The 26,633-nt window shown below is 58.3% G+C and carries 23 protein-coding genes and 2 tRNA genes; 22 read left to right on the forward strand and 3 right to left on the reverse strand.

Annotated elements, in window-relative coordinates; translation table 11 throughout:
* Positions 1 to 2: 2 nt before the first annotated feature.
* The 4 genes from TAMC210_RS09625 to TAMC210_RS09640 are packed head-to-tail and all read left to right on the forward strand — an operon-like array spanning position 3 to position 4,325.
* Positions 3 to 1,478 (forward strand): menaquinone biosynthesis decarboxylase, encoded by a 1,476-nt coding sequence (locus tag TAMC210_RS09625; protein WP_173298587.1) that lies wholly within the window; start codon positions 3 to 5, stop codon positions 1,476 to 1,478.
* Positions 1,423 to 2,292 (forward strand): UbiA-like polyprenyltransferase, encoded by an 870-nt coding sequence (locus TAMC210_RS09630; protein ID WP_173298588.1) that lies wholly within the window; start codon positions 1,423 to 1,425, stop codon positions 2,290 to 2,292. The genes TAMC210_RS09625 and TAMC210_RS09630 overlap by 56 nt, the downstream gene beginning before the upstream one ends.
* A 24-nt stretch (positions 2,293 to 2,316) precedes the next feature.
* Entirely contained in the window at positions 2,317 to 3,141 is an 825-nt protein-coding gene (locus TAMC210_RS09635; RefSeq protein WP_173298589.1) for a HesA/MoeB/ThiF family protein, read from the forward strand.
* A 44-nt stretch (positions 3,142 to 3,185) separates the two neighbouring features.
* Positions 3,186 to 4,325, forward strand: a complete 1,140-nt coding sequence (locus tag TAMC210_RS09640; RefSeq protein WP_217267339.1) for a M20 metallopeptidase family protein — start codon at positions 3,186 to 3,188, stop codon at positions 4,323 to 4,325.
* A 39-nt stretch (positions 4,326 to 4,364) separates the two neighbouring features.
* On the opposite strand, the gene TAMC210_RS13940 is transcribed toward TAMC210_RS09640, so the two are convergent.
* Positions 4,365 to 4,475, reverse strand: a complete 111-nt coding sequence (locus TAMC210_RS13940) for an RCKP-type rubredoxin-like domain-containing protein (RefSeq protein WP_373996447.1) — start codon at positions 4,473 to 4,475, stop codon at positions 4,365 to 4,367.
* 203 nt (positions 4,476 to 4,678) lie between these two features.
* Here TAMC210_RS13940 and TAMC210_RS09645 point away from each other — a divergent pair, with 203 nt between their 5' ends.
* The 4 genes from TAMC210_RS09645 to TAMC210_RS09660 all read left to right on the forward strand — a co-directional run bounded on the left by TAMC210_RS09645 (position 4,679) and on the right by TAMC210_RS09660 (position 6,248).
* Positions 4,679 to 4,876, forward strand: coding sequence for a MoaD/ThiS family protein (locus TAMC210_RS09645; RefSeq protein WP_217267340.1), 198 nt, complete (start codon positions 4,679 to 4,681; stop codon positions 4,874 to 4,876).
* A gap of 3 nt (positions 4,877 to 4,879) precedes the next feature.
* Positions 4,880 to 5,797 carry a TIGR00269 family protein gene (locus tag TAMC210_RS09650; RefSeq protein WP_173298591.1) on the forward strand — a complete coding sequence of 306 codons (918 nt, stop codon included), beginning with the start codon at positions 4,880 to 4,882 and terminating at the stop codon, positions 5,795 to 5,797.
* Positions 5,798 to 6,087: 290 nt separating this feature from the next.
* Positions 6,088 to 6,164: transfer RNA gene (locus TAMC210_RS09655), tRNA-Pro, on the forward strand.
* 8 nt (positions 6,165 to 6,172) lie between these two features.
* A tRNA-Thr gene (locus TAMC210_RS09660) sits at positions 6,173 to 6,248 on the forward strand.
* 33 nt (positions 6,249 to 6,281) lie between these two features.
* Here the strand turns inward: TAMC210_RS09660 and TAMC210_RS13945 are convergent.
* Positions 6,282 to 6,581 carry a tyrosine-type recombinase/integrase gene (locus TAMC210_RS13945; RefSeq protein ID WP_173298728.1) on the reverse strand — a complete coding sequence of 100 codons (300 nt, stop codon included), beginning with the start codon at positions 6,579 to 6,581 and terminating at the stop codon, positions 6,282 to 6,284.
* A gap of 106 nt (positions 6,582 to 6,687) precedes the next feature.
* Positions 6,688 to 7,038: a hypothetical protein gene (locus TAMC210_RS09670; RefSeq protein ID WP_373996448.1), complete on the reverse strand. Its 351-nt coding sequence runs from the start codon at positions 7,036 to 7,038 to the stop codon at positions 6,688 to 6,690.
* A 471-nt stretch (positions 7,039 to 7,509) separates the two neighbouring features.
* Here TAMC210_RS09670 and TAMC210_RS09675 point away from each other — a divergent pair, with 471 nt between their 5' ends.
* The 14 genes from TAMC210_RS09675 to TAMC210_RS09740 all read left to right on the forward strand — a co-directional run bounded on the left by TAMC210_RS09675 (position 7,510) and on the right by TAMC210_RS09740 (position 26,573).
* Positions 7,510 to 8,268, forward strand: a complete 759-nt coding sequence (locus tag TAMC210_RS09675) for an AAA family ATPase (RefSeq protein WP_173298592.1) — start codon at positions 7,510 to 7,512, stop codon at positions 8,266 to 8,268.
* A 101-nt stretch (positions 8,269 to 8,369) separates the two neighbouring features.
* Positions 8,370 to 10,397 (forward strand): anaerobic carbon-monoxide dehydrogenase catalytic subunit, encoded by a 2,028-nt coding sequence (gene cooS, locus TAMC210_RS09680; RefSeq protein WP_173298593.1) that lies wholly within the window; start codon positions 8,370 to 8,372, stop codon positions 10,395 to 10,397.
* A gap of 16 nt (positions 10,398 to 10,413) precedes the next feature.
* Positions 10,414 to 12,606, forward strand: a complete 2,193-nt coding sequence (gene acsB, locus TAMC210_RS09685; RefSeq protein ID WP_173298594.1) for an acetyl-CoA decarbonylase/synthase complex subunit alpha/beta — start codon at positions 10,414 to 10,416, stop codon at positions 12,604 to 12,606.
* A gap of 90 nt (positions 12,607 to 12,696) precedes the next feature.
* Positions 12,697 to 14,034 carry an acetyl-CoA decarbonylase/synthase complex subunit gamma gene (gene acsC / locus TAMC210_RS09690; RefSeq protein WP_173298595.1) on the forward strand — a complete coding sequence of 446 codons (1,338 nt, stop codon included), beginning with the start codon at positions 12,697 to 12,699 and terminating at the stop codon, positions 14,032 to 14,034.
* A 32-nt stretch (positions 14,035 to 14,066) separates the two neighbouring features.
* The gene (locus TAMC210_RS09695) at positions 14,067 to 16,001 is read left to right on the forward strand and encodes an ASKHA domain-containing protein (protein ID WP_173298596.1); all 1,935 of its coding nucleotides are present in this window, start codon (positions 14,067 to 14,069) and stop codon (positions 15,999 to 16,001) included.
* Entirely contained in the window at positions 15,986 to 16,735 is a 750-nt protein-coding gene (locus TAMC210_RS09700) for an AAA family ATPase (protein WP_173298597.1), read from the forward strand. The genes TAMC210_RS09695 and TAMC210_RS09700 overlap by 16 nt, the downstream gene beginning before the upstream one ends.
* A gap of 53 nt (positions 16,736 to 16,788) precedes the next feature.
* On the forward strand, positions 16,789 to 17,760 hold the full coding sequence (gene cdhD / locus TAMC210_RS09705; RefSeq protein ID WP_173298598.1) for a CO dehydrogenase/acetyl-CoA synthase subunit delta: 972 nt from the start codon (positions 16,789 to 16,791) through the stop codon (positions 17,758 to 17,760).
* Between the two features lie 13 nt (positions 17,761 to 17,773).
* The gene (locus TAMC210_RS09710) at positions 17,774 to 18,562 is read left to right on the forward strand and encodes a methyltetrahydrofolate cobalamin methyltransferase (RefSeq protein WP_173298599.1); all 789 of its coding nucleotides are present in this window, start codon (positions 17,774 to 17,776) and stop codon (positions 18,560 to 18,562) included.
* 40 nt (positions 18,563 to 18,602) lie between these two features.
* Positions 18,603 to 19,148, forward strand: coding sequence for a 4Fe-4S dicluster domain-containing protein (locus tag TAMC210_RS09715; RefSeq protein ID WP_217267341.1), 546 nt, complete (start codon positions 18,603 to 18,605; stop codon positions 19,146 to 19,148).
* Positions 19,145 to 20,020, forward strand: coding sequence for a CoB--CoM heterodisulfide reductase iron-sulfur subunit B family protein (locus tag TAMC210_RS09720; protein ID WP_173298600.1), 876 nt, complete (start codon positions 19,145 to 19,147; stop codon positions 20,018 to 20,020). Before TAMC210_RS09715 ends, TAMC210_RS09720 begins: the two co-directional genes overlap by 4 nt.
* 22 nt (positions 20,021 to 20,042) lie before the next feature.
* Positions 20,043 to 24,524 carry an FAD-dependent oxidoreductase gene (locus TAMC210_RS09725; protein WP_254388615.1) on the forward strand — a complete coding sequence of 1,494 codons (4,482 nt, stop codon included), beginning with the start codon at positions 20,043 to 20,045 and terminating at the stop codon, positions 24,522 to 24,524.
* 2 nt (positions 24,525 to 24,526) lie between these two features.
* Complete coding sequence (locus tag TAMC210_RS09730) at positions 24,527 to 24,979, forward strand: hydrogenase iron-sulfur subunit (RefSeq protein ID WP_173298601.1); 453 nt, start codon at positions 24,527 to 24,529, stop codon at positions 24,977 to 24,979.
* Positions 24,976 to 25,644 carry a methylenetetrahydrofolate reductase C-terminal domain-containing protein gene (locus TAMC210_RS09735; RefSeq protein WP_173298602.1) on the forward strand — a complete coding sequence of 223 codons (669 nt, stop codon included), beginning with the start codon at positions 24,976 to 24,978 and terminating at the stop codon, positions 25,642 to 25,644. Before TAMC210_RS09730 ends, TAMC210_RS09735 begins: the two co-directional genes overlap by 4 nt.
* Complete coding sequence (locus TAMC210_RS09740; RefSeq protein ID WP_173298603.1) at positions 25,644 to 26,573, forward strand: methylenetetrahydrofolate reductase; 930 nt, start codon at positions 25,644 to 25,646, stop codon at positions 26,571 to 26,573. The genes TAMC210_RS09735 and TAMC210_RS09740 overlap by 1 nt, the downstream gene beginning before the upstream one ends.
* The last annotated feature ends 60 nt before the right edge of the window (positions 26,574 to 26,633 follow it).

A 26,633-nucleotide genomic window follows, 5' to 3' on the forward strand; every position in this document is an offset into this window, starting at 1 on the left:
TCTTGGCCTATAAGGACCTGCGGGAATATCTGGATACCCTCACCAAGAAAGGATTGCTGCACCGGGTAACTGTAGAGGTGGATCCGGTGCTGGAAATAGCAGCCATAAGCGACCGGGTAGTGAAGGCCGGCGGTCCGGCCCTCTTTTTCGAAAGGGTAAAGGGCCATGCCATGCCGGTGGTTACCAATCTTTTCGGCAGTGAAGAGCTGGTCAAGACTGCTTTGGAGATTGAAAGTTTGGATGAGCCCGCGGCGCGGCTGGCGGAGCTCTTAAGAATACCTGAGGATACCAACTGGTTGTCACGCCTGCAGTATTTACCCAAATTGATGGAGGTATCGCGGTTTCTGCCCCGGCGGGTTAAGAGCGCTCCCTGTCAGGAAGTGGTAGTGGACCCACCATCCCTGGCGGAGCTTCCTGTCCTCAAGCTTTGGCCCCATGATGGGGGCCGGTTCATCACTTTGCCCCTTGTGTTCACCCGGGACCCGCAAACCGGGAGGCGCAACCTGGGCATGTACCGGATGCAGGTCTTCGATGATCGAACTACCGGCATGCACTGGCACCTCCATAAGGATGCCGCCGAACATTTCTCCCGGGCGGGGGAGAGGCTGGAAGTAGCGGTGGCCCTGGGAGGTGATCCCGCCCTCATTTATGCCGCCACGGCGCCAGTTCCGCCCGGGATAGACGAGGTAATCCTGGCGGGTTTCTTGAGGCGCGAGCCAGTCGAAATGGTCCCGGCTCTGACGGTAAACCTGGAGGTGCCCGCTCATGCGGAAATAATTCTGGAGGGTTACGTCGACCTCGGAGAAAGGCGGCTAGAGGGGCCCTTTGGCGACCATACCGGCTACTATTCTCCCGCCGACTATTACCCCGTTTTTCACCTCACCTGCATGACCCGCCGGAGGGACGCCCTTTATCCGGCTACGGTAGTAGGCCGGCCTCCTATGGAAGATGCTTTCTTGGGTAAAGTGACGGAAAGGCTTTTCCTGCCTCTGATCCGCCTTATCCTTCCGGAGGTCAGGGATATCAACTTTCCCGTAGAAGGTGTTTTCCACAATTGTGCCATTGTTTCCATTGCCAAACGTTATCCCGGCCAGGGGCGAAAAGTGATACACGCCCTATGGGGCATGGGCCAGATGATGTTTACTAAGTTTTTGATAGTGGTGGATGCCGATGTTAACGTCCACGACCTGGACGAAGTGCGCTGGAAGGTTTTGGGCAATGTGGACCCGCGGCGTGACACGGTTATTGTAGAGGGTCCCCTTGATGTCCTGGATCACGCCTCCCCCCAGCCGGGGTATGGCGGAAAGATGGGTATCGACGCCACGCGCAAACTTCCCGAAGAAGGGCATCCTCGCCCCTGGCCTCTCGAGGCGCGCTCCGACCGTCAAACCCGGGAATTGGTCGTAAGGAGGTGGGAGGAGTATGGGCTTTCCCGGGGTCTTCTATCGGAAACTGAATATCTTTTTGGAGATGATTAAGTTCGAGCATACCATATTTGCCCTGCCCTTTGCCTACCTCGGGGCTTTTCTGGCCGCCGAAGGACTGCCAACGGGACACCAGCTCTTCTGGATTACCATGGCCATGATCGGTGCCCGAACCGCAGCCATGTCTTTAAACCGCCTCATAGACCGGCACATCGACGCTTTAAATCCCCGCACCGCCGATCGGGCCCTGCCTCGCGGCATCCTTTCCGTCTTTGAAGTCTGGATTTATACGTTCCTCTCCCTGGGGCTTCTGGTCCTGGCCGCCTTCCAACTCAACGAGCTTTGCGTCCGGCTGCTCCCCCTGGCCGTATTTGTACTGGTAATTTATTCTTATACCAAACGTTGGACCTGGGGGTGCCATCTAGTACTAGGCCTGGCAGACAGCCTGGCTCCTATGGGAGCGTGGGTAGCGGTGCGCGCAAGCCTGGATATCCCTGCCCTTGTACTGGGCATGGGGATGGGTCTCTGGGTGGCCGGCTTTGACATTATCTATGCCTGCCAGGACTACGACTTTGACCGGCGGTACGGTATCCATTCGATTCCGGCACGCTTCGGTAAGGACAAAGCCTTGTGGATAGCCCGGGCCTTCCACGGGCTTGCGGTGCTCTGCCTGACTCTTTTGGGCTTTTTTCTCCAACTGGGAACCGTTTACTTTGCCGGAGTGATAGTAGCGGCGCTGATCCTGGTTCACGAACACCGCCTGGTATCACCTGAGGATCTTTCCCGTATTAATGTAGCCTTTTTGCAGATGAACGGCTATCTCAGCATGCTTATGTTTGCCTTTACGGTACTGGCGGTGCTCTTATAACCCCTTGCCAAGGTGGTGAATAACTTGACGGAACTGACCAATGCCGAAATTGAGCGCTACAGCCGGCAGATTATCCTGTCCAACTTAGGGGGACGGGGGCAGAAAAGGCTCAAGGAAAGCAGGGTTCTGGTGGTAGGAGCCGGAGGCCTCGGGTCCCCGGTGGCCTACTACTTGGCCGCTGCCGGGGTGGGTACTATCGGCATTGTGGACAGTGATGCCGTGGAGCTCTCCAACCTCCAGCGACAGATCCTCCATTCCACCGATAGGCTGGGAAAATCCAAAGCCGAATCGGCGCGCGAGACGCTTCTGGCCTTAAATCCCCACATTACTGTCAACACCTACCCCCTGCGCTTGACCAAAGACAATATCCTACCCATTATCCAGGATTACGAAGTGGTGGTGGGCGGGGTAGACAATTTTCCCACGAGGTATCTGCTCAACGATGCCTGTGTAATGGCCGGCAAGCCCCTCGTGGAAGGTGGGGTACTCCAGTGGGACGGCCTGGTCATGACCATCAAGCCCGGGGAGGGACCCTGCTATCGCTGTATTTTCCCCGAACCGCCGCCTCGCGGGGCCGTGCCCTCCTGCCAGGAAGCGGGGGTCATGGGGGTGATCCCGGGGGTTATCGGCGTCATCCAGGCCACCGAAGTTATAAAGCTCTTGCTGGGTGTAGGGCAGACTCTTACCGGCCGTCTGATGCTGTACAACGCCCTGGAGATGCACTTCCGCGAAGTGACGGCCGAGCGTAATCCGGGTTGCCCTGTATGCGGTGACAACCCCCGCATTCGGGAGTTAGAAGATTACACCTTCGTCTGCGAAGGACAAAGTTGCCGAGGCGAACTACCGTGAAACATCCTTATTACCAAGCCGCTCAAAATATAGCATCCCAAATAGTGTCCTGGCGCAGGTACTTTCACCGGCACCCCGAGCTTAGTTTCCAGGAAAGGGAAACGGCACGCAAGATAAGCCATATCTTAGAATCCCTGGGACTGGAGGTGAGAACGGGCGTAGCCGGTACCGGAGTGGTAGGGCTGCTGCGAGGCTCGAGAAGCGATGCAGCCGTCGCTTTACGAGCAGATATGGATGCCCTTCCCCTGCAGGAAGCCACGGGAAGGGAATTTGCCTCCCTTAATCCGGGCGTCATGCATGCCTGCGGCCACGATGCCCACATGGCCATGGTGCTGGGAGCAGCGGCCATCCTGGCCCAGGAGCGGGATAGGTTGCCCGGTGCCGTTAAATTCATCTTCCAGCCCGGAGAAGAAAAGCCGCCCGGGGGAGCCAAATTAATGATCGAAGAAGGGGTGTTAGAAGATCCCCCGGTCAAGGCCATTTACGGTTTGCACGTGCACAGCCAGTTTCCGCCGGGAACGGTGGCCGTTAAAGAAGGGCCGGTCATGGCAGCGGTGGATAACTTCACTGTAAGGATCAGGGGGCGGGGCGGCCATGGCTCCTCACCCCACCTGGGCATTGATGCCATAGTGGTGGCCTGCGAAGTGGTCCTGGCCTTGCAAACGATTATCTCCCGCTCTTCCGACCCCCTCCAGCCCGTCGTCTTGACCGTGGGCACCATAAAGGGCGGCGAAAAGGAGAACATCATCGCCGGCGAAGTGGAGCTCAGCGGCACCGTGAGGACCCTGGATTCCGCCCTGCGGGCGGATATCAAGGAACGGTTTGAGCAGGTGGTAACGGGTGTTACTTCGGCCCACGGAGCCACTTATGAGCTCGAATATCTGGCGGCCTACCCGGTACTGTATAACAACGACCGGCTCCTCGAGATCCTGCGCTCCCTAGATCTGCGGGCCTTAGGGATAGATGGACTGTCCAGCCTCCCGGCGCCTTCCATGGGCGGGGAGGACTTCGCCTGGTATGCCCAAAAGGTTCCGGCATTATACCTCTTTTTGGGTGCCCGACCGTCTCCAGGCGAGGCCTACAACTGGCATCACCCCTCTTTTGACATCCACGAAGGGGTGCTGCCCACGGGTGCCGCCTTGCTGGCGGCCCTGGCTGCGGAAACCCTTAAGCTGAGCCCATAAAAAAACCTTCCCGCAGGAAGGTTTCGGAAAAAGGGGCGCTCAACTCTCTTTTTTAGCAAAGGTGTCTTTCTGTCCACATTCGGGGCATTTACGCGGTTTGCAGCGTGCTTCCTTTTCATAGCCGCAACTGTTGCATTTCCAAAGGGCCATAACGTCGCCTCCCGGTAAAGAAAAAGTAGTTATTATTATTTTAAAGCTAGCATGGTGCTCCGTCAACGGTTTTCTCTCCTGAATGTCCACGCTCTTAAGAGAGGGGTTTAGCTCGGCGGCCTAGGCAGGCCTATTTTTGCAGCCCGGAGAAAAGAGTATTATAATAGTAACTGCCGCCATTAGCGCCGGAAGGAGGTTGGCACGTGAAGGTCATAATTCACCAGGCCGGGAGGCGGGAACTGGAGGTTCCCGGGGGAAAGAAGCTGGCCGATATTGCTCGCGAGCTGAATATCAACCTAGAAGCGCACCTGGTAGTGCGCGGGGGCAGCATCCTTACCCGGGACGCATTTATTGAAGATGAAGACGTCATCGAAATCTTCCCGGCCATATCGGGGGGATAAGAAATGCGCTGTAAAGGTTGTCAGGCCAAGGCTACAGTAGAAGTAAGGCACCACAATGCCGCCTACTGCAATGACTGTTTCCAGGACTACTTTCTTAAAAGGGTCCAGCATAACATTCGCGCCTACAAAATGTTCTCCCCCGGTGACCGTGTGCTTTTGGTGGTCTCCGGTGGTAAAGACAGCCTCAGCCTGTGGGATGCCTTAATACGGCTGGGCTACCAGGTCACCGCCCTTTATATAGACCTGGGGATTGAGGGCTATTCCCAGCGTTCGGGGGACAAATGCCGGGAGTTCGCTGCCAAGAACGGGACGTCCCTTGGGACCATATCGGTGAAAGAAGTCTGGGGCTTGAGCATTCCCGAAATAGCCCGGAAAACCCGCCGGACTCCCTGCGCCGTGTGCGGCCGCATTAAGCGCTATCTATTTAATAAATGCGCTCTGGAGGGCAGTTTTCCGGTTGTGGCCACGGGCCACAACCTGGATGACGAAGCTGCCTCTTTGCTGGGTAACCTCCTCCACTGGCAGACGGGTTATTTGGCCCGCCAGCAGCCCAATCTGCCGGCTACCCACCCGAAATTGGTGAAAAAAGTCAAGCCCCTGTACACCCTAACCGAGCGGGAGTGCCTCGCCTACGCCCTGATCCGGAATATCCCTTACCTCGCCGAAGACTGCCCCTATGCCGAAGGGGCTACCAGCATTACCTATAAAGAAGCCCTCAATCACATCGAAGCAGCATCGCCGGGGACCAAACTCTCCTTTTTGAAGGGATTCTTAAAGCATAAGGGCCTGTTTCGGGAATACGACGGGGAGGTAGAACTGAGGGAGTGCTCCCGTTGCGGCCAGGTGACGACCGAAGAAGTATGTTCCGTTTGCCGCCTTCTGGAAAGGGCCCAAAAGCGCAGCGCGGCTCAACAGAAATGAGTTTGCAGAAGGTGTTCCTTAACGGTGGCATGTCTCTAAGGATTACTCGTCCGGGCGTGTTTTAAAGCAGGAACAGGAGCAGGTAAACAGAAGGCCAGAGGTAGTAAACGCCGAATGAGCGGGGAACTCCGCCGAATTCCGAAAGTTGAGCACTACCCTTGCTTTGCCAGGCTATTAGCGCGAGAGGGAGCTAAATCACGCCTAGCTAAAAGGGGGGATAGCTCTCAGGCTTCCCGAATCTTGTCTGGGGAGCAACTCCGTGCTAAAATAAAGACATCGGAAAAGCCTTACGGGATGTAGCTCAGCTTGGTAGAGCACCTGCTTTGGGAGCAGGGGGTCGCAGGTTCAAATCCTGTCATCCCGACCATATTCAATGCCGGCGTAGCTCAGCAGGTAGAGCAGCTGACTTGTAATCAGCAGGTCACCGGTTCGAGTCCGGTCGCCGGCTCCAGTAAAAACTAGGGGTCGCAAGGGTTTGCGGCTCCTAAATTTTTTCCTGATCATCGCCAAGTGTTGAGTTGCCGCCCAGTTGTCGCCCATCTGCGGAAATAGCCTTCTCCAGCCTCTCTACTGTTTTCCGGTGCCAGCGGGGGAGAGCATGGGAGTACATGCGGGCGGTGGTATAGGCGTCTTTGTGGCGGAGGACTTCCTGAACGGTGGGGAGAGGGATGCCGTGTGCGAGCATGATAGAAGCGCATGTATGCCAGAGATCATGGGGGCGCATTTCCGGCATGCCTGCTGCTTTGGCTGTTTTTTTTATGGCCCGGTGGACGTTCCTTTGAATAAAACGAGTTTCATTGGCCGTAAGGGACTACTATAACAAAGGCTGTTGACCTAATAACGCGTCAACAGCCTTTGTTATGGCGTAATGCTAGGCGCGGCTTCTCAGGTTAGGAGTCTATTTGTACGGGGTTAATCTCAACAGCACAAATACGGCTTGCGGGGATTATGATGGCCCTCAAGAGCTGTTTATCAACGATTTTGCCGCCGCTGAATACCTTCAAGAAAAGGCAATCGCCACGGGCCGGAAGTAGGACGGCAAAATTCTTGATAAAGAACAATTTGGACCCGTTTATGACTTTTTTGCAGCAATCGCCGCACTCGAACTCAATGCCGATTTTTTTATCATCGTTGCGTTGCAACTCATTGAGGATGGACTCCAGTCCTTCCAATGCTGGATCCCTTTCGGGCGAACTCTCTCTAATCTTGTCAAAAATTGCGTTCAAATCAGCTTCAGACAATGGAATCACTCCTTCTTTTTAGTCTTTGATAATAGAATATGGATCTACCTGGCAAATGGTTACACAATCACGGTGGCCTTCTTGAATCGATTCATGAGAAAATAGATCCAGGATGTCTCGGTGAAATTCATAGGCTACATGATGGTAGCCCTCGCATTCGATGATTATCCATACTTAGCAGGCTGTATCTTGTTATCACTATCATTTTTTGGACAATTAGATAGATTTCTCTAGCCTTTTGGACGAAATATATTATAATTGAGGTAAAGGCCATATGAGCCTCTTTCTTGCTAGAACGCGGGAGTTAAATATTTTGTCTTTCCCTTTTTATTTAACACGGATAATTGTTAAACAAAAAAAGCAAGAAAAGAAGCTGGTCATTAGCAGGAAAAACGGGATTTGTGCAGAATTTCACTAATGTTGGTGGCCCTGAACACCAGGGTACTGATTTTTGAACATGGGGGCTTTAGGGTGAAGCTAGCAATCTCTGGCAAAGGTGGGGTAGGAAAAACCACTCTAGCCGCCGCGTTAACCAGGTTCTTTGCCTGCAAGGGTTACCGGGTCTTTGCGGTGGATGCCGACCCGGACACCAGCTTAGGATTGGTCCTAGGGCTGCCCGAGGAATGCCTCGGTTCCCTTAAACCTGTAGTGGAGATGCGCGAAGTTATTGCCGAACTTACCGGCGGCAGCGGGACCTTTTTCTCTCTGAACCCCGATGTGGATAAGCTTTTACAGGATTATACCCTCACCTACGGCAACATTTCCTTTTTGAAAATGGGAGGGGTGAAGCAGGGCGGTTCAACTTGCTACTGCCGGGAAAATGCCGTGCTCAATGCACTGGTCAACTCCCTCCTCTTGAGGGAAAATGAGATAGTGGTTTTGGACATGAGTGCCGGCATTGAGCACCTTACACGGGGGACGGCGCGGGGTGTAGACGTTATGCTGGTGGTAGTGGAACCCTCCGTGGTGAGTACGCGCACGGCGCGCGTGGTAGAAAAACTGGCCCTGGAACTGGGTGTTCCCCTGGTCAAATTTGTGGCCAATAAAGTGCGGGACGGCCGCCAGGAACAGTTCCTCCGGGAGCATTTTTCGGCGGAAGAACTAATTGGAACCCTACCTTTTCAGGAAGAAATCCTGGATTTGAGCCTGGGAAGGGAGGCCGAGGAGCCCGTGGTTTTCCAGGAGGCTGTAGCCCGAATAGGCAACTACTTATTAGCCAGCAAGGAGTGAGGAGTTAGTCATGCCCGCTTCTACCAGTTTAAAGGCTGGGAGCGGAGGAATATACCGGTGGTCCCGGTACGGAACTTTTTACCAAGGAGGTACAAGGCATAATGCCCAGGTTTAGCGACCCCAGTCACACCTGCCGTCCTTCCGGCGCCCCGCGGGTTACGGAACCCAAGCGCCGGGAGCGGAGCATTGACTCTGCGGTGCTTTCGGTGCTGGAGCACACCCGGCAGCTCCCGCAAGTAGTTACCGCCTTCGATCGCTTTGTAGCCCAACAGCCCCAGTGTAAATTTGGCTATGAGGGAATATGTTGCCGTTTTTGTATGATGGGGCCGTGCAGAATCAAGGGCGACAGCGGTCCCGGGAGCCGGGGTATATGCGGTGCCTCGCCGTGGACCATAGTGGCCCGAAGTGTCGGCTTGATGATTTTAACCAGTGCCGCGGCCCACTGCGAACACGGCAACCACATAGCCCACACCCTCCTGGAGATGGCCGAAGGCCACTCGCCGGATTACGAAATAAAGGATCCGGAGAAGCTATACCAGGTCTGCCGGAGGGTAGGTGTGCAGACGGAAGGAAAGACGGAAGTGGAACTCGCCAGGGAGCTGGCCCTCAAGGCCCTGGAAGATTTCAGCCGCCTTAAGGGGATGGGGGATAGTGTGTGGGTTACCACCACGGTAACCCCCGGCCGTGTGGAAAAATTCCGTACCCATAACGTCATGCCCCACGGTATCCATGCCACCATTTCGGACCTGGTCAGCCAGGCCCACGTAGGGAATGATGACGATCCGGTCAACCTAGTGTTCAGCGCAGTGCGCGTGGGGCTGGCCGACTATGCCGGTATGCACATCGCCACCGACCTTTCGGATATCTTGTTCGGTACGCCGGAGCCCGTAGTAAGCCAGGCCAACATGGGGGTACTGGATCCGGATAAAGTAAATTTCGTTCTCCATGGTCATAATCCCTTACTTAGCGAGATAATCGTCCGGGCCGCCCGGGAGATGGAGGGAGAGGCAGTTGCGGCCGGTGCCCGGGGTATCAACCTGGTGGGCATTTGTTGCACGGGCAATGAGGTGCTCATGCGGCAGGGAATACCCCTGGTGACCTCCTATGGTTCCCAGGAGCTGGCTATCTGCACCGGAGCCGTAGACGCCATGTGCGTGGATGTCCAGTGCATCATGCCCGGCCTGCAGCGGGTGGCCGAATGTTTCCATACGCGCCTGATAACTACCTCGGATATCGCCAAAATTCCGGGAGCCTATCACCTGGACTACCAGACTCACAGCGCTTTTTCCCAGGCCAAGGAAGTACTGCGCCTGGCCATTCAGGCCTTCCAAGAACGAAAGGAGAGCGGCCGGGAAGTCTTCATCCCGCCCCTTAAGAATACCGTAGTGGCCGGCTGGAGCCTGGAAGCTCTCTTCAAGCTCTTCGGCGCCGTTAATCCCGAAAATCCCGTACGGGTCTTAAACGAGGCCATCCTGGAGGGCGAACTGGCCGGGGTGGTCCTCATGGCCGGGTGCAACAATCTTAAAGTCTATCAGGATGCCTCCCACATAGCCATTATGAAAGAACTACTCAAGAACAATGTCTTCGTAATAGCTACGGGCTGTTCTGCCCAATCGGCAGCCAAACTGGGACTCATGGATCCGGCTATGGTTGACCAACTGTGCGGTGACGGGCTTAAGAGTTTCTTAGCCCGCTTGAGGGAAAAAGCCCAAGTAAGTGTCGGCCTGCCCCCGGTGTTCCACCTGGGTTCCTGTGTAGATAATACCCGGGCCTCGGATCTCCTCATGGCCATGGCCAACGACCTCGGGGTGGACACTCCTAAAGTACCCTTCGCTGCTTCGGCCCCCGAAGCCATGAGCGGGAAGGCTACGAGCATCGGTACGTGGTGCGTAGCCCTCGGGCTTCCCACCCACGTCGGGTGCATGCCGCCCGTGGAAGGAAGCGACCTGATATACAGCATTCTGACCCAGATCGCCGGCGACGTTTACGGGGGCTACTTCATCTTTGAAATGGACCCCCAGGTGGCAGCTCGTAAGATACTGAATGCCTTGGAATACCGCACTTGGAAACTGGGTGTGCACCGCGAAGTAGCCGAGCGCTTCGGCACCCGGTTATGCCAGGGTTATTAGAAGGGGGAGAGGAACCATGGCCGTAGACTTCGACAAGATATATGAGGGCGCTTTGCCGGACGGCAAGATTCCCACCAAACTCTTCCGGGAGGTTTACCACGGAGCGATTACGGCCGTAAGTTATGCCGAAATCCTCCTGAACAAGGCCATACGGGACTACGGCCCCGATCACCCGGTAGGATATCCCGACACCGCCTATTATTTGCCGGTAATCCGATGCTTTAGCGGAGAAAAGGTTACCAAGTTGGGAGACCTGCCTCCCATATTAAACCGTAAGAGGGCCCAAATAAAATCCGAGCTTACCTTTGAAAACGCCAGGCTGGCGGGCGAGGCCACCTGGTATGCGGCCGAGATCATCGAAGCCCTCCGCTACCTCAAGTATAAGCCCGAGGAACCCCTGGCTCCCGAGCCCGGGACCGGCTTCATCAGTGACCCTGTAGTGAGGCGTTACGGGGTCAAAATGGTGGACTGGACCATTCCCGGTGAGGCTATTATTTTAGGTCGGGCCAGAGACCCCAAGGCCCTGGCGAAGATGGTCCAGGAGCTAATGGGCATGGGCTTCATGCTCTTTATCTGCGATGAAGCTGTCGAACAGCTCCTGGAACAGAATGTCAAACTGGGCATCGACTATATTGCCTTCCCCCTGGGCAACTTTACCCAGATAGTCCATGCGGCCAACTATGCCTTGCGGGCCGGCATGATGTTTGGCGGGGTTACGCCTGGTGACCGCGACGCCCAGCGCGACTATCAGCGCCGCCGCATCCGGGCCTTTGTCCTTTACCTGGGTGAGCGGGACATGGTCAAGACGGCGGCCGCCTTTGGAGCCATCTTCACCGGCTTCCCCGTCATCACCGACCAGCCCCTGGCCGAAGATGAGCAAATTCCCGACTGGTTCTTCAGCGTCGAGGATTATAGTAAAATGGTCCAGATCGCCATGGAGGTCAGAGGAATTAAGCTCACCAAGATCAAGCTCGAGCTGCCCATCAACTTTGGCCCGGCCTTTGAAGGGGAGAGCATCCGCAAGCACGATATGTATGTGGAAATGGGCGGGAACCGCAGCCCGGCTTTCGAACTGGCCAGGAGTGTAGGAGAGGCCGACATTACCGACGGCCGCATCGAGGTCATCGGGCCCGATCTTCCCGATATCCCCGAGGGCAGCGTCCTTCCCTTCGGCCTCCTCGTGGACATCTACGGCCGCAAAATGCAGGAAGACTTCGAAGGCGTCCTGGAGCGGCGCATCCACGACTTCATTAATTACGGCGAGGGCCTCTGGCATACCGGCCAGCGGAACATCAACTGGCTGCGCATAAGCAAGGACGCCGTAGCCAAGGGCTTCCGGTTCAAACACATGGGTGAGCTCCTCATCGCCAAAATGAAGGAAGAATTCCCGGCCATCGTAGACCGGGTACAGGTCACCATAATCACCGAAGAGGACAGAGTCCGGCAGGAAATGGAGAAGGCTAAAGAAAAATATAAGAAGCGCGACGACCGCATGCGGGGACTGACCGACGAGGCCGTGGACACCTTCTACTCTTGCGTCCTCTGCCAGTCCTTTGCCCCTAACCACGTATGCATAGTGACTCCCGAGCGAGTGGGCCTGTGCGGGGCGGTGACCTGGCTCGATGCCAAAGCGTCGTACGAAATCAACAGCGCCGGACCCAATCAGCCCATTCCCAAAGGAGGGGAAATAGACCCCATAAAGGGTATCTGGAAGAGCGTCAACGACTACCTCTACAGTGCCTCCAACCATACCCTGGAGCAGGTATGTCTTTACACCCTCATGGAGAATCCCATGACTTCCTGCGGGTGTTTCGAAGCCATCATGGCGGTGGTGCCCGAACTCAACGGCATTATGATCACTACCCGCGACCATACGGGCATGACTCCTTCCGGCATGACCTTCTCCACCCTGGCGGGTATGATCGGCGGCGGGGTGCAGACTCCCGGCTTCATGGGCATCGGCCGGAGCTACATTGTAAGCAAGAAGTTCATCAAGGCTGACGGCGGCATCGCCCGTATAGTCTGGATGCCCAAATCCCTAAAAGAATACTTGCGGGAAGACCTCGTCCGGCGAAGCGTCGAGGAAGGCCTGGGGGAAAAGTTCATCGACCAGATCGCCGACGAAACGGTGGGCACCACAGTGGAAGAAATACTGCCCTTCCTGGAGGAAAAGGGTCACCCGGCCCTCACTATGGACCCCCTCCTGTAGTTTGAACCGTTAAGCGCCGACCGGGGGCGGCTTCCGGCCCCGGCGAAGCTGTAATCTCACTTCTCGGTGGTTAGAAAGGGGTTATAAGCCATGGGTCTTACTGGACTGGAGATTTACAAGCAGCTCCCCAAGAAAAACTGCGGCGAATGCGGCACACCTACTTGTCTGGCCTTTGCCATGAACCTGGCAGCCGGCAAGGCCACCCTGGACTCCTGCCCTTACGTTACCCCCGCTGCCCGGGAGGCCCTGGAATCGGCTTCCGCCCCGCCTATTGCCAAAATAATTCTGGGCACTGGTGAAAGGGCGGTAGAGATGGGGGACGAAACCGAACTGTTCCGCCATGACAAGCGGTTCTACCATGAGCCCGTTATAGCCGTTGAGGTCAGCGACGCCCTGCCAGAAGAGGAGATCTTACACAAAATCAGGAGCATAAATGACCTGGTCTTTGAGCGCGTAGGCCAGCGCTACCAGGTGGAGGCCATTGCCGTAGCGCACCAGGCTTCCGGGGCGGATGCCTTTGCGAGAGCCGTAAGCCTGGTTGCAGCTAACAGCCCCTTGAACCTGGTGCTGGTCGCGGAGGACCCGGCGGTCATGAAGGCGGCCTTACCGGCCGTTGCTGACCGTAAACCCCTGATCTATGCCGCCAACGCCGCCAATTACGAGGCCATGACCGGCCTCGCCAAAGAGCATGAATGTCCCCTGGCGGTCAAGGGCGGCAACCTGCAGGAGCTGGCGGACGTGGTAGATAAGATTACGGCCGTGGGGTACAAACAACTGGTGCTGGATCCCGGCGCTCGTGAGGTTTCCCGCGCCATTGCCGATTTCACCCAAATCCGGCGGCAGGCCATCAAGAAGCGCTTCCGCACCTTCGGCTATCCTCTTATGGCCTTCACCACGGCGGAAGATCCTCTCATGGAGGTGCTGGAGGCCGTAGATTACATTGCCAAGTATGCCAGCCTGGTCGTGCTCAAGACGGCCGCCAAGGCCCATCTACTGCCGTTGCTCTCTTGGAGGCAGAACCTGTACACCGATCCCCAGGTACCTATCCGGGTAGAGGAAAAGATTTACGAGATCGGCGAGGTCAACGAGAATTCTCCGGTCTACATCACCACCAACTTCTCCCTCACCTACTACTCCGTGGAAGGCGAGGTGGAGGCCAGCCGGATACCCAGCTTCATCATCCCGGTGGACACCAACGGGCTTTCTGTCTTGACCGCCTACGCCGACGGCAAGTTCGAGGCGGAAAAGATAGCCGGGGTCATGAAGAAGTTGGGCATCGAAAATAGGGTCCGACACCGGACGGTAGTAATACCGGGCACTGTGGCGGTGCTGAAGGGGAAGCTGGAGGAACTCACCGGCTGGACGGTGCTCGTGGGACCGCGGGAGGCTTCGGGCATTCCCTCCTTTGCCCGCAGCCAGTTTGCCTAAAATAGCCGTTCCTTCAAGGAGGCCGAGATAGCTTGCAGCAATACACGGTGACCTTTTCACCGGATAATGTACGGGCTACGGTCCCGGCCGGAACCAGTATTTTGGAGGCGGCGTCCCGGGCAGGAATAGCTCTGAAGAGCACCTGCGGCGGCCAGGGTACCTGTAAGCGCTGTATAGTACAGGTAAAGGATGGGCAGGTAACCTGTGAGCGGGACCCTCTGCCGGAAACTTTGCGGGGGGAAGGCTACACCCTGGCCTGCCAAACTAAGGTGTGGGGCCATGTCACCGTTGAAATACCCCCTGAAGCCCGCCTGGCCAAGCACCGGGTTCTCCTGCAGGACGAGGCGCCGGCTTCTGAAGCGGGGGCGGCAGAGGAGCTTTTAGGGGGGCGCCCCTTCCAGCCCCTGTGCGAAGCGGTAAACCTGCAGCTTGACCCGCCTACCCTCACCGAAAACGCCAGCGACTGGCACCGCCTGCGGGGTGCCCTGCGCCGGCATAGGCCGGAAGAATATTCTACTATCGGTCTCCCAAGCCTGCGTGAGCTGGCCGAAAGCCTGCGCCGGGCGGACTGGCAGGTGAAGGTAGTCCTGGCGCAATTAAAAGGAGCCAGTGAAGTAATCAGGGTAGCCCCGGCCGACAGCGGGGGGGTCTACGGCCTGGCCGTAGACCTTGGTACTACCACCGTGGCTGCCGCCCTGGTAGATCTTGCAGCAGGAGAGGTGCTAGGCCAGGCGGGGACCTACAACCGGCAGGCCCGCTTTGGTGATGATATCATCTCCCGCGTTATCCATGCGACCGGCGAAGAGGGGGGACTAGAGGAGCTCCGGGAGGCGGCCCTGGCCAGCATCAACGAAGTGGCGGCCGAGCTTGTAGAGAAGTGCGGGATTGCGCCGGAGGAGGTGGTGGTGGCGACCCTGGCGGGCAACACCACCATGAGCCATCTCTTTCTGGGCCTTACCCCTAAATACATCCGACTGCAGCCTTATATCCCCACTACGGCGGAATATCCCATTGTGCGGGCCTGGGAAGCGGGGTTAAATATTCACCCCGCGGCTCCGGTCCTGGTATTCCCGTCGGTGGCCAGTTATGTGGGGGGCGACATCGTTTCCGGAACCCTCTTTACGCGTCTTAGCGAAAGCGACGAGCTGGTGCTTTTCGTGGATATCGGCACCAATGGGGAAATGGTGCTGGGTAATAGAGAATGGCTGATGGCCTGTGCCTGCTCTGCCGGGCCTGCCTTTGAGGGCGGCGGCATCACTTGCGGCATGAGGGCCATGCAGGGCGCCATCGAAAGGGTAGAGGTCGACCCGGCCACATCAGAAGTAAGGGTAAAGGTTATCGGCAACACCAAACCCGTGGGCATCTGCGGCTCGGGGTTGATCGATGCCCTGGCCAAGCTGCGCCGGGCAGGAATCCTCGACCGCATGGGGAATTTTGTCCCCGAAAGGGCCGGCAGGCGGCTGCGGCGGGGAGAAGACGGATATGAATTCGTCCTTGCCTGGAAGGAGGAAAGCGGAACCGGGAAAGACATCACCCTGACGGAGGGGGATGTCAAGAATCTTATCCGCTCCAAGGGGGCGGTCTTTGCCGGCATTCAGAGCCTTTTAAAGACCCTGGAGTTGCAACTGGAAGCCATAGACAAGATCATTATCGCCGGGGGTTTTGGTAATTATCTCAACATCCCCAACGCCATCGAGATCGGCCTCTTACCCGACCTGCCGCCCGAAAAATACCAGTTTGCCGGCAACACCTCCCTCAAAGGGGCCATCCAGGTGCTCCTTTGCCGGCAGGCGTGGGAAGAGGCTCTGGAGATCGGCCGCAAAATGAGCTATCTGGAGCTTTCAGCCGGCAACCTCTTTATGGAAGAATTCGTATCAGCCCTGTTCCTGCCCCACACCAATCTGGAGCTGTTCCCCTCCCTTGCAGGGGAAAGGGAAGGGGGGAGTAATCATTGGCCCGGAGCATAGCCGTAGCCGGCAAAGGGGGTACCGGCAAGACCACCTTTGCAGCTCTGACCATCCGCTACCTGGTGGAGCACAACAAAGGAAATATTTTGGCCGTTGATGCCGACCCCAACGCCAATCTCAACGAAGCCCTGGGCCTGGAGGTAAACACCTACATTGCCGATATCCTGGAGGACACCAAGAATCCAAAGGCCGTACCGCCGGGAATGAGCAAAGACATGTTCGTGGAATACAAGCTGGCCCAGGCCCTGGTCGAAGCGGAAAAACTGGATCTATTGGTCATGGGCCGCCCCGAGGGACCCGGGTGCTACTGCTATCCCAATGACTTACTGCGCAAACACCTGGAGACCCTGGCCCACAACTACGGGTATATGATCATCGACAGCGAGGCCGGCCTGGAGCACATCAGCCGCCGGATTATCCAAAACGTGGATGACCTCTTTATTATGAGCGATGCCTCCGTCCGCGGCCTTCGCTCGGCATCCCGCATACGCCAACTGGTCGAAGAGATGGCCTTGCCCATTAAAAGGCTTTTCCTGGTGGTAACTAAAACGGCCAACGGTTTGGGTTCCTTACAGAGAGAGGTGGAGCGCACGGGATTGACCCTGGCGGGAACCCTGCCCTACGATCCCCTGGTGGTGGAATACGACGCCATGGGTACGCCCCTTTTCCGGCTCCCTCCCGACGCGGCGGCGGTGCGGAAGGCTTGGGAAATCCTCGACAAGGTAGGTCTGTAGTTTTGGCCGTGGTGAATCTGACCGTGGTGAATCCAGGAAAGGAGTGACCTTTCATGCCCGTTCAAATCCTCAAAGAAAAAAGCAGGGCTGCCGTCCAGACAGTGACCCTGGGCGCGACCCCGGAACAGGGTGGTACGCGGAGTCACACCGTTACCATCGGCGGGGATGCGGCCCTGCCCTTCCACCATTTTGAAGGGGAAATTCCCCACCGTCCGGTGGTAGCCATGGAAGTCCAGGACATCGAACCGGAGTGGCCCGAACCCCTTAAGAGGTGTTTCGCGGGGGTAATGAAGGAACCCGGCCGGTGGGCCGAAAAATGCGTACGGGAGTACGGGGCGGACCTCATCTACGTGAAGCTGGATGGTGCCGACCCGGAGGGCGCCAACCGCACCGCAGAACAGTGCGTCAATACCGTAAAGGAAGTGCTCCAGGCCGTAGGAGTGCCCCTGATAGTTGTAGGGTGCGGCGATGCGGAGAAAGACAAAGAAGTGCTGGAGGCGGTGGCGGAGGCAGCGGCCGGAGAAAACCTCCTCCTGGGGAATGCCGAACAGAACAACTACCAGTCCCTGACGGCCGCCTGCATGGTACACAAACACAACATCATAGCCCGTTCGCCCCTGGACATCAACATTTGCAAGCAGCTCAACATTTTGATCAGCGAGATGAACCTGCCCTTAAACCGCATTGTCATCGACCCCTCCATCGGGAGCTTGGGTTACGGTATTGAGTACGCCTATTCCATCATGGAGCGCACCCGGCTGGGGGCCCTGCAGGGAGACAAGATGCTTTCCATGCCTGTTCTCTGCACTGTAGGCTATGAGGCCTGGCGCGCCAAGGAGGCCTCCGCCCCCGTATCGAGCTTTCCCGGCTGGGGCGATGTGGAGGAACGGGGCATCCTGTGGGAGGCCGTGACGGCCGCGGCCGTACTGCAGGCCGGGGCCCACATACTCCTCATGCGCCATCCCCAAGCGGTGGCCCTGGTAAAGGAAAATATCGACCGCCTGATGGTCAACAATGCTTATTAGGGGGGTCAGAGAGATGTTAATAATCGGCGAGCGCATTAACGGCATGTTCAATGATATCAAGCGGGCCATCCAGGAACGCGACCCGGTCCCGGTGCAGGAATGGGCGCGGCGGCAGGAACAGGGCGGGGCCCGGGCCCTGGATCTTAACGTTGGGCCGGCCGTAGCCGATAAAGTGGGGGCCATGAAGTGGCTGGTGGAGGTGGTCCAGGAGGTGAGCGACCTCACCCTCTGCCTCGATTCCACCAACATCGAGGCCATCGAAGAGGGTCTCAAACTCTGCAAGAAACCGGCCATCATCAATTCCACCAATGCCGACCGGGAAAAAATTGAACGCCTGTTCCCCCTGGCAGTGGAGCATGGAGCCGCCCTCATAGGCTTGACCATGAACAAGAACGGCGTGCCCAAGGATGCGGATACCCGCCTGGCCTTTGCTATGGAGCTGGTGGCGGCAGCGGACGAATTCGGATTACCCATGGAAGACTTATACATCGATCCCCTCATTCTACCGGCTAACGTGGGCCAGGACCATGCACCGGAGGTCCTCAAGACCCTGTACCAGATTAAATTGCTGGCCAATCCCGCTCCCCGGACCGTCATCGGGCTGAGCAATGTGTCGCAGAACTGCCAGGACCGTCCCCTCCTTAACCGCACCTTTCTGGCCATGGCCATGGCCTGCGGACTGGACGCCGCCATTGCCGATGCCTGCGACGAGGAGCTGATGGCCACCGCGGCGGCCGGAGAAGTGCTGCTGAACCAGACCGTCTACTGTGATTCCTTCGTAAAGATGTTTAAGGCCCGTTAGGGCTGCGGACGCCGGACGCTAGGGGAAAGGGGGAAGCAGCTTGGGAGAAATCAGGGACCCGCAACCGCTCCGGTGGGTAGGAGAGTACTCCGGCCAGCCGGTCGAACGATGCTTCCAATGTCATAAATGCAGCGGTGGGTGCCCGGTAGCAGGGACCATGGATATCCTGCCCCACCAGATTATACGCTGCCTTCACCTGGGGCTGGAGGAAGAACTCCTCGGCAGTAGGGCCATCTGGCTCTGTACTTCCTGCCGTACATGTAAAGCCAGATGCCCCAACGGGATTGATATAGCTGCCGTAAACGACGCCCTCAGGGCGAGAGTCTTAGCCCGGGGCCTGCGGCCGGCCCTCCCGGCTGTGGCCGATTTTCATCGTCAATTCCTTGCTTCGGTAGAAAAGAACGGGCGCGTCCATGAACTCGGCATGATGGTGGCCTACAAATTAAAAATCCGGAATTACCTCCAGGACGTTCCCTTGGGGATAAAGATGCTGGCCCGCGGCAAGTTTAGACTGCTGCCCGAGCGCATCCGCGGCCAAAAGGAAATCCGCACTCTCTTTACAAAAGCCCGAGGTGAACAGCGATGAAGGTCAGTTATTATCCCGGCTGCTCCCTCCAATCCACCGCATCGGAGTACGGGGCGTCCACCGAGGCCGTTCTTGAGGCCCTGGGTATTACCGTCAAAGAGCTCCCCGACTGGAACTGCTGCGGAGCCACTTCCGGCCACGCAGTATACCCCGATCTTCACCAAGCCCTTTCCTTCCGCAATTTGGTGATAGCCGAAGGCGAGGGCCTTGACCTCGTGGTGCCCTGCGCCGCCTGCTACAACGCCCTCCGCTCCACCCAGGAAGCGCTGGCCGGTGGGGGCCCGGAAGCCCGGAGGCTGAAAGAGGAGATGGAGGACCTCCTAGGCCGCCAGTACCAGGGCAAGGTGCGGGTGCTTCATATCCTTGAGTTTTTGGCCCGAGAAGAAGTGGGGGAACTTATATCCGCACGCATGCGCATACCCCTTTCCGGATTGAAACTAGCAGCTTATTACGGTTGCCTCCTTACCCGGCCGCCCAGGACGGTGAGCTTCGAAACCAATCCCGAACAGCCGCGCCTCATGGACACCCTGTTGGCCCGGCTGGGGAGCCAACCGGTTTCGTGGAGTCACAAGACGGAATGTTGCGGCGCCAGCCTTTCCATACCCGCACCGGAGATCGTTTACAACCTGGTGGGGAAAATCATCCAGGCGGCCCGCAGGGCCGGGGCCGACGCCATCGTGACGGCCTGCCCCCTATGCCAGACCAACCTGGACGGCCGCCAGCCGGAGGGGGAGAAGATCCCGGTATTTTTCCTCACCGAATTAGTGGGAGTGGCCCTGGGGTTGACCCCCCATGCCTGGCTGCGCAAACACCTCGTCGACGCCCGTCCTCTGCTCAAGGCCCGTAATCTCTTAACTGCGGCCCAGGCCTAAGAAGGAAGGTGGTGAGGTTACCTTGCCGAATAACGGGCTGAAGAAGGAAAAAGAAAACCCGGAAGTGGTGGGTTCAGTTTTGGTGGCCGGCGGCGGTATTGCCGGTATGCAGGCCGCCCTGGACCTGGCCAATGCCGGTTATCTCGTTCACCTGGTAACCGAATCGCCCTCCATTGGGGGGAAAATGACCCAGCTGGACAAGACTTTTCCCACCAACGAATGCGCCATGTGCCTGCTGGGTCCCCGCATGACCGACACATTAAATCACCCCAATATTCGCCTCTACACCTGTTCTTCCCTGGAGGGCGTCGAGGGCAGTCGCGGCAACTTTAAAGTTCGCATCCGCCAGCGCCCGCGGTATGTTAACATCGAAGAATGCACGGCCTGCGGCGACTGCGAACAGGTATGCCCTGTACAGCTGCCCAACGAGTTCAACGAGGGCCTGGGGGAACGCAAGGCCATATACAAGCTCTTCCCCCAGGCCGTACCCAACAAGTATTTGATAGAGAAGCGGGGCATACCTCCCTGCCGCAGCACCTGCCCGGCAGGCACCAACGCCCAGGGGTATGTGGCCCTCATTTCCCAGGGCAAATTCGCCGAAGCCCTGGAGGTCGTCCGGCGGCGCATGCCCTTTGCCGGGATCTGCGGCCGCATCTGCCATCACCCGTGTGAGGTCGAATGCAACCGTGGCCAGTATGACGATCCCGTGGCCATCGCCCTTCTGAAACGTGCGGCCTACGACTTCGGCTGGGAAGAGGCCGCCGCAAAGGAAAGAGAAACCTACCGTCCCCGGGCCGTGCGGTCGGAAAAGGTGGCCGTAGTGGGGGCCGGTCCGGCAGGCCTTACGGCGGCCCAGGACCTGGCCTTGGAGGGATACCAGGTCACGTTATACGACGCGTTGGCCGATCCGGGCGGCATGATGAGGAGCGCCATCCCGCACTACCGCCTGCCCCGGGAAGTGGTTGACCGGGAGACCAGGCGCATCCTGGACCTTGGAATCGAATTTATCCCCAACACCCGGGTGGGGAAGGACCTTCCCTTTGAAGAGCTCCTCAGCCGCTACGACGCCGTAATCCTTGCCGTAGGGCTGCAGCAGAGCCGGCCCCTAGAGGTACCGGGTGCTGACCTGGACGGCGTCCTGCCCGGCTTGGACTTCCTCCGTCAAGTAGCCCTGGGCCACGAGGTCAAAGTAGGCCGGCGGGTAGTGGTTATCGGCGGCGGCAATGTGGCCATGGACGTGGCCCGTACGGCCCGGCGCCTGGGAGCGGATGAAGTCCACGTGGCCTGCCTAGAATCCCGCGAGGAAATGCCGGCCCACCCCTGGGAAATCGAAGACGCCCTGGAAGAAGGCATTTTGCTGCACACCTCCCGGGGGCCCAAGGGCTTCCGGGGAGAGGACGGCCGGGTGAGCGGCGTAGAGCTCATGGAGTGCACCCGGGTCTTTGACGAAGAAGGACGCTTTAACCCCCAGTACAACCCGGCGGCAACCGAAGTCCTGCCGGCCGATACGGTCATCGTAGCCATAGGCCAGGCGGCCGACCTCTCCTTCCTGGGAGAGGACAGCGGGGTCCGGGTGGACCGCGGCCTTATTGCGGTCGACCCCCTAACCCTCGCCACCTCCCGGCCGGGCGTCTTTGCCTGCGGGGATGCAGTGAGGGGAGCCGGTTCCGTGGTGGAAGCGGTGGCCTCGGGGCATGAGGCCGCCGAAAGCGTTAGACGCTACCTCAACAGTGAAGACTTGGCCCGGGGGCGGAGCCAGGCCAAGGCGGAGAAACTGGGCCCACCGGAAAAAATCGTCCCCTTCCCGGGCCGGAGAGTCCCTCAGGATATGGCTTCCCCGTCTGAAAGGATTAAGGACTTCCGGGAAGTGGGCCGGGGATACACCAGGGAAGAGGCCATGGCCGAGGCCAAACGCTGCTTAAACTGCGGTATCTGTTCCGAGTGCCTGCAGTGCGAGGCGGTATGTAAGAAAAAGGCGGTCGAACACTGGCAACAAGAGGAGTGGCAGGAACTGCAGGTAGGCAGCATAATCCTGGCCCCGGGATATGAGCTCTTCGATGCCGAACTGGCCGGGGAGTATGGCTACGGCTATTATCCTAATGTTATCACCAGTATGGAATTTGAGCGGCTTTTGAGCTCCACCGGCCCCACCCAGGGCCATGTGGTGCGGCCTTCGGACGGCGAGGCCCCGCGGAAGGTGGCCTTTATCCAGTGCGTCGGCTCCCGGAACTGTGAGGGCGAGGGCAGTCCCTACTGCTCGGCGGTCTGCTGCATGTACTCCACCAAAGAAGCCATTATTGCCCGGGAACATGATGCCAACATCGAGCCCACCATCTTCTACCTGGACATGCGGTCCTACGGGAAGAACTTCGATAAGTACGTGGAAGGAGCCAAAAAGGCCGGGGTTCGCTACGTGCGGGCCATGGTTTCGCGGGTGGAAGAGGACCCCGTCACCCATAATCTATTTATCCAGTATGTGGACGGCAATAAACTGGTGCGGGAGGAATTCCATCTAGTGGTTCTGGCGGTGGGCGTCCGGCCCCCGCAAGAAGCGGCCAGGCTGGCGCGGGTATGCGGCATCGAGCTTAACCGTTACGGTTTTGCCTTCACCCCGGAATGGAATCCCGTAGCCACCAGCCGTGACGGAATTTACGTAGCCGGCATGTTCCAGGGGCCTCGGGATATTCCCGAAACGGTGATAAATGCCAGCGCGGCGGCGGCCTGCGCCGGCGCCTATCTGGCCCCGGCCCGCAACACCCTTGTTAAGCCGAAGGAATACCCGCCGGAACGTGATGTGGGCCGGGAGGAGCCGCGGGTAGGGGTCTTCATCTGCCACTGCGGCATTAACATTGCCGGCGTGGTGGATGTCAGGGACGTGGTGGAGTTTGCCCGCCGCCTCCCCGGGGTGGTCCACGTGGAGGACAACCTCTACACCTGCTCCCAGGACACCCTGAAGAAGATGCAAGAGGTTATCCAGGAACACCGCCTGAACCGCGTAGTGGTGGCCTCCTGCACCATTCGCACCCACCAACCCCTCTTCCGCGAAACCTTAAGGGAGGCGGGACTTAATCCCTTCTACTTCGAGATGGCCAACATCCGCGACCAGTGCTCCTGGGTTCACCGCGGCGAACCGGCCAATGCAACCGAGAAAGCCAAGGATCTCGTCCGCATGGCGGTGGCTAAGGTCAAGACCCATGAGGCCCTCCACCTCAATCCCGTGCCGGTGGTGCCCCGGGCCCTGGTCATCGGCGGCGGCGTGGCCGGGCTGACGGCCGCCCTCGATATAGCCGAGCAGGGTTACGAAGCCTACCTGGTGGAACGGGAGCCGGAGCTGGGAGGTTTTGCCCGGAACTTGCGGTTCAGCCTAGAGGGGAGCGACGTCCAGGCCTACCTTCGGGACCTCATACAAAAGGTCCGGTCCCACCTGCGCATACAGGTCTTCACCGGTGCGCGGCTGGAAGATTTCGGCGGTCACCAGGGCCACTTCATCACCACCATTTCCTTGGCCCAGCCCGGCAAAGGCCCCCTCCGTACTACCGTAAAACTGGAGCACGGCGTGGTCATCGTGGCCACCGGCGTCCGAGAGATCGCCACCGACGAATATCTCCGGGGCCAGGACGAACGCGTGCTTACCAATACTGAACTGGAGCAGGCCCTCGCCTCCGGCAGCTGGAACCCTCGGGCCAACAAAGAAGTAGTCTTCATCCAGTGTGTGGGTTCCCGGGAGCCCGGGCGCCTCTACTGCAGCCGGACCTGCTGTGCCCAGTCCCTGAAAAATGCCCTGCGCATCAAGGAGCTCAACCCCGAGGCCAAGGTTTATATCCTCTACCGGGATATCCGCACTTACGGTTTTATGGAGGATTACTACCGCCTGGCCCGGGAGAAGGGGATTCTCTTCATCCCCTTTGAACCGGAGCGGAAACCCGTGGTGCGCCGGAGGGATATAGGCCTGCTGGAAGTTGAGGTAACCGACCCCTCTTCGGGGAAAACCGTCCTGCTGTGGCCGGATCAGTTGGTACTGGCTACGGGGGCAGCGGCGCCGGAGGGCATCGAAGAGCTGGCTACCCTCCTCAAGGTGCCCCTTAACGAGGATAATTTCCTAGTGGAAACCCATGCTAAACTGTCGCCCATCGACTTCCCCTCGGCGGGCATATTCCTGTGCGGTGCCGCCCATTCTCCCAAATTCCTGGCCGAGGCCGTAGCCCAGGCCAAAGGCGCTGTAGCCCGGGCCTGCACCATACTATCCAAAGAGAACCTGATGGTCGGCGGAGTAGTGGCCGTAGTAGAGGAGGGCAAATGCGCCGCCTGCCTTACCTGCGTCCGGGTATGCCCCTACGGAGTACCCCGGATAAACGAGCGCAACGTGGCCGAGATCAGCGCCGTCCAGTGCCAGGGGTGCGGGACCTGCGCCGCCGAATGCCCGGCCAAGGCCATCCAGCTTCAGCACTATAAGGACCACCAGCTCCTGGCCAAGGTAGCAGGCCTCTTTGAGGAGGTGTCCTAGCTTTGGCGGAATTCGAGCCCAAAATAGTAGCCTTTTGCTGTTACTACTGCGCCTATTCGGCGGCCGACCTTGCCGGTTCCCTGCGCCTCCAGTACCCGGCCAACGTGCGCCTGATCGAGTTCCCCTGCACCGGAAAGGTAGACGTAAGAGTCCTCCTGGGGGCCTTCGAAGAAGGAGCCGACGGTGTATATGTGGCCGGCTGCCTCGAGGGGGACTGTCACTTCCTCAAGGGCAACATCCGGGCCAGAAAGCGGGTGGAATACACCAAAAAACTCCTTGACGAAATCGGCATCGGGGGCGAGCGCCTGGAAATGTACAACTTATCCAGCTCCATGGGGCCGCGCTTTGCCGAAATCGCCCGGGAATTCACCGAAAGAATTAAAAGCCTGGGGCCCAGTCCCCTGAACCGGGGTTATTTCCCCACAAAGGAAGAAAAGGCGGGTGAGCAAACGTGATTGTAGCGGAACCCAAGCCTCTAGCGGAGGTAGCAGACCTGATCGGGGAGGCCCGCAAGATTCTGGTAGTGGGCTGTGGGGGCTGTGTCACGGTTTGCCTGGCCGGGGGGGAAAAAGAGACCGGAATCCTGGCCGCCAGCCTGCGCATGCTGCGCAAGAAAGAAGGGAAGAGCCTGGAAACCGTAGAAGTAACCCTCACTCGCCAGTGCGACCCCGAATACGTGCAACTCCTGGATAAATACGTAACGGAAGATGTGGAATGTATCGTTTCCCTGGCCTGCGGGGTGGGCGTCCAGTTCCTGGCCGAGCGCTTTAACAAATGGGTGGTGCCGGCCCTCAATACCAAGTTCGCCGGGGGCGCCGTAGAACACGGGGTGTGGGAGGAGCGCTGCGGGCTATGCGGCGAATGCATCCTCCATAAGACAGGCGGTATCTGCCCCATAATCCGCTGCTCCAAAAGCCTGCTGAACGGCCCCTGCGGCGGTTCCCAGGGAGGCAAATGTGAAGTAAATCCTGACATTCCCTGTGCCTGGCAACTTATCTACGAGCGCCTGAGCGCCTTGGGCAAGCTTGACCTCCTCCTGGAGATTCAGCCGCCCAAGGACTGGTCTAAAGCCCGCGACGGCGGCCCGCGCAAAGTGGTACGAGAGGATGTGAGGATGTAATGGGCTTGAAAACGGAGAGCAGACTGGAGCGCCTCCTTTCCCAGGGCCATTTCGTGGTAAGCGGCGAGATCGGACCGCCCAAACACGCCTCGCCCGAAGGCATCCTGCACCATGCCGAGCTCCTCAAAGACTATGTGGATGCGGCCAACCTGACCGACAACCAGACGGCCATTGTACGCATGTCCAGTATGGCTGCCGCCGTACACGTGCTGCGGGCCGGAGTAGAGCCCATCATGCAGATGACCGTACGGGACCGCAACCGGATCGCCCTGCAGAGCGATCTCCTAGGGGCCTACAGCCTGGGCATCCGTAACGTCCTCTGCCTCACAGGGGACCACCAGTCCTTCGGCAACCACCCTACGGCGAAGAACGTCCATGATGTCGACTCCATCCAGCTCCTGAAGATCGTCAAGGATATGCGGGACGACCGAAAATTTGCCTGCGGGGAAGAAATCAAGGAGCATGAGCCACGCTTTTTCATCGGGGCCGCAGCCAATCCCTTTGCCGACCCCTTTGAATTCCGGGTCCTCCGCCTGGAGAAAAAGATCAAGGCCGGAGCCGACTTTATCCAGACCCAATGTATTTTCGATATGGAGCGCTTTGAACGCTTTATGGCCCTGGTCAGGGAGCGCGGCCTCCACAAGAAAGCTTATATCCTGGCCGGCGTCATGCCCCTCAAGTCGGCCAAGGCCGCCCGGTACATGCAAAAATCCGTGGCGGGCATGGTCGTCCCCGACGAGATCGTGGCCCGCATGGAAAAGGCCTCCGACCCCCGGACCGAGGGAGTGGCCATATGCGTTGAACAGATCAAGCACCTGCGAACTATCGAAGGAGTGGCCGGGGTCCACATCATGGCCGTCATGTGGGAAGACATCATTCCCATCATTGTGAAAGAGGCCGGTTTGTATCCACGGCCTTCAGCCCATTAAACCTTTGCCCCACCTCTTCCCGCCCGCCATGTGGAAGGTGTACTCTTTTACCCGTCCGGG

The organism is Thermanaeromonas sp. C210, assembly GCF_013167955.1.
GTDB lineage: Bacteria > Bacillota > DSM-521 > Neomoorellales > Neomoorellaceae > UBA12545.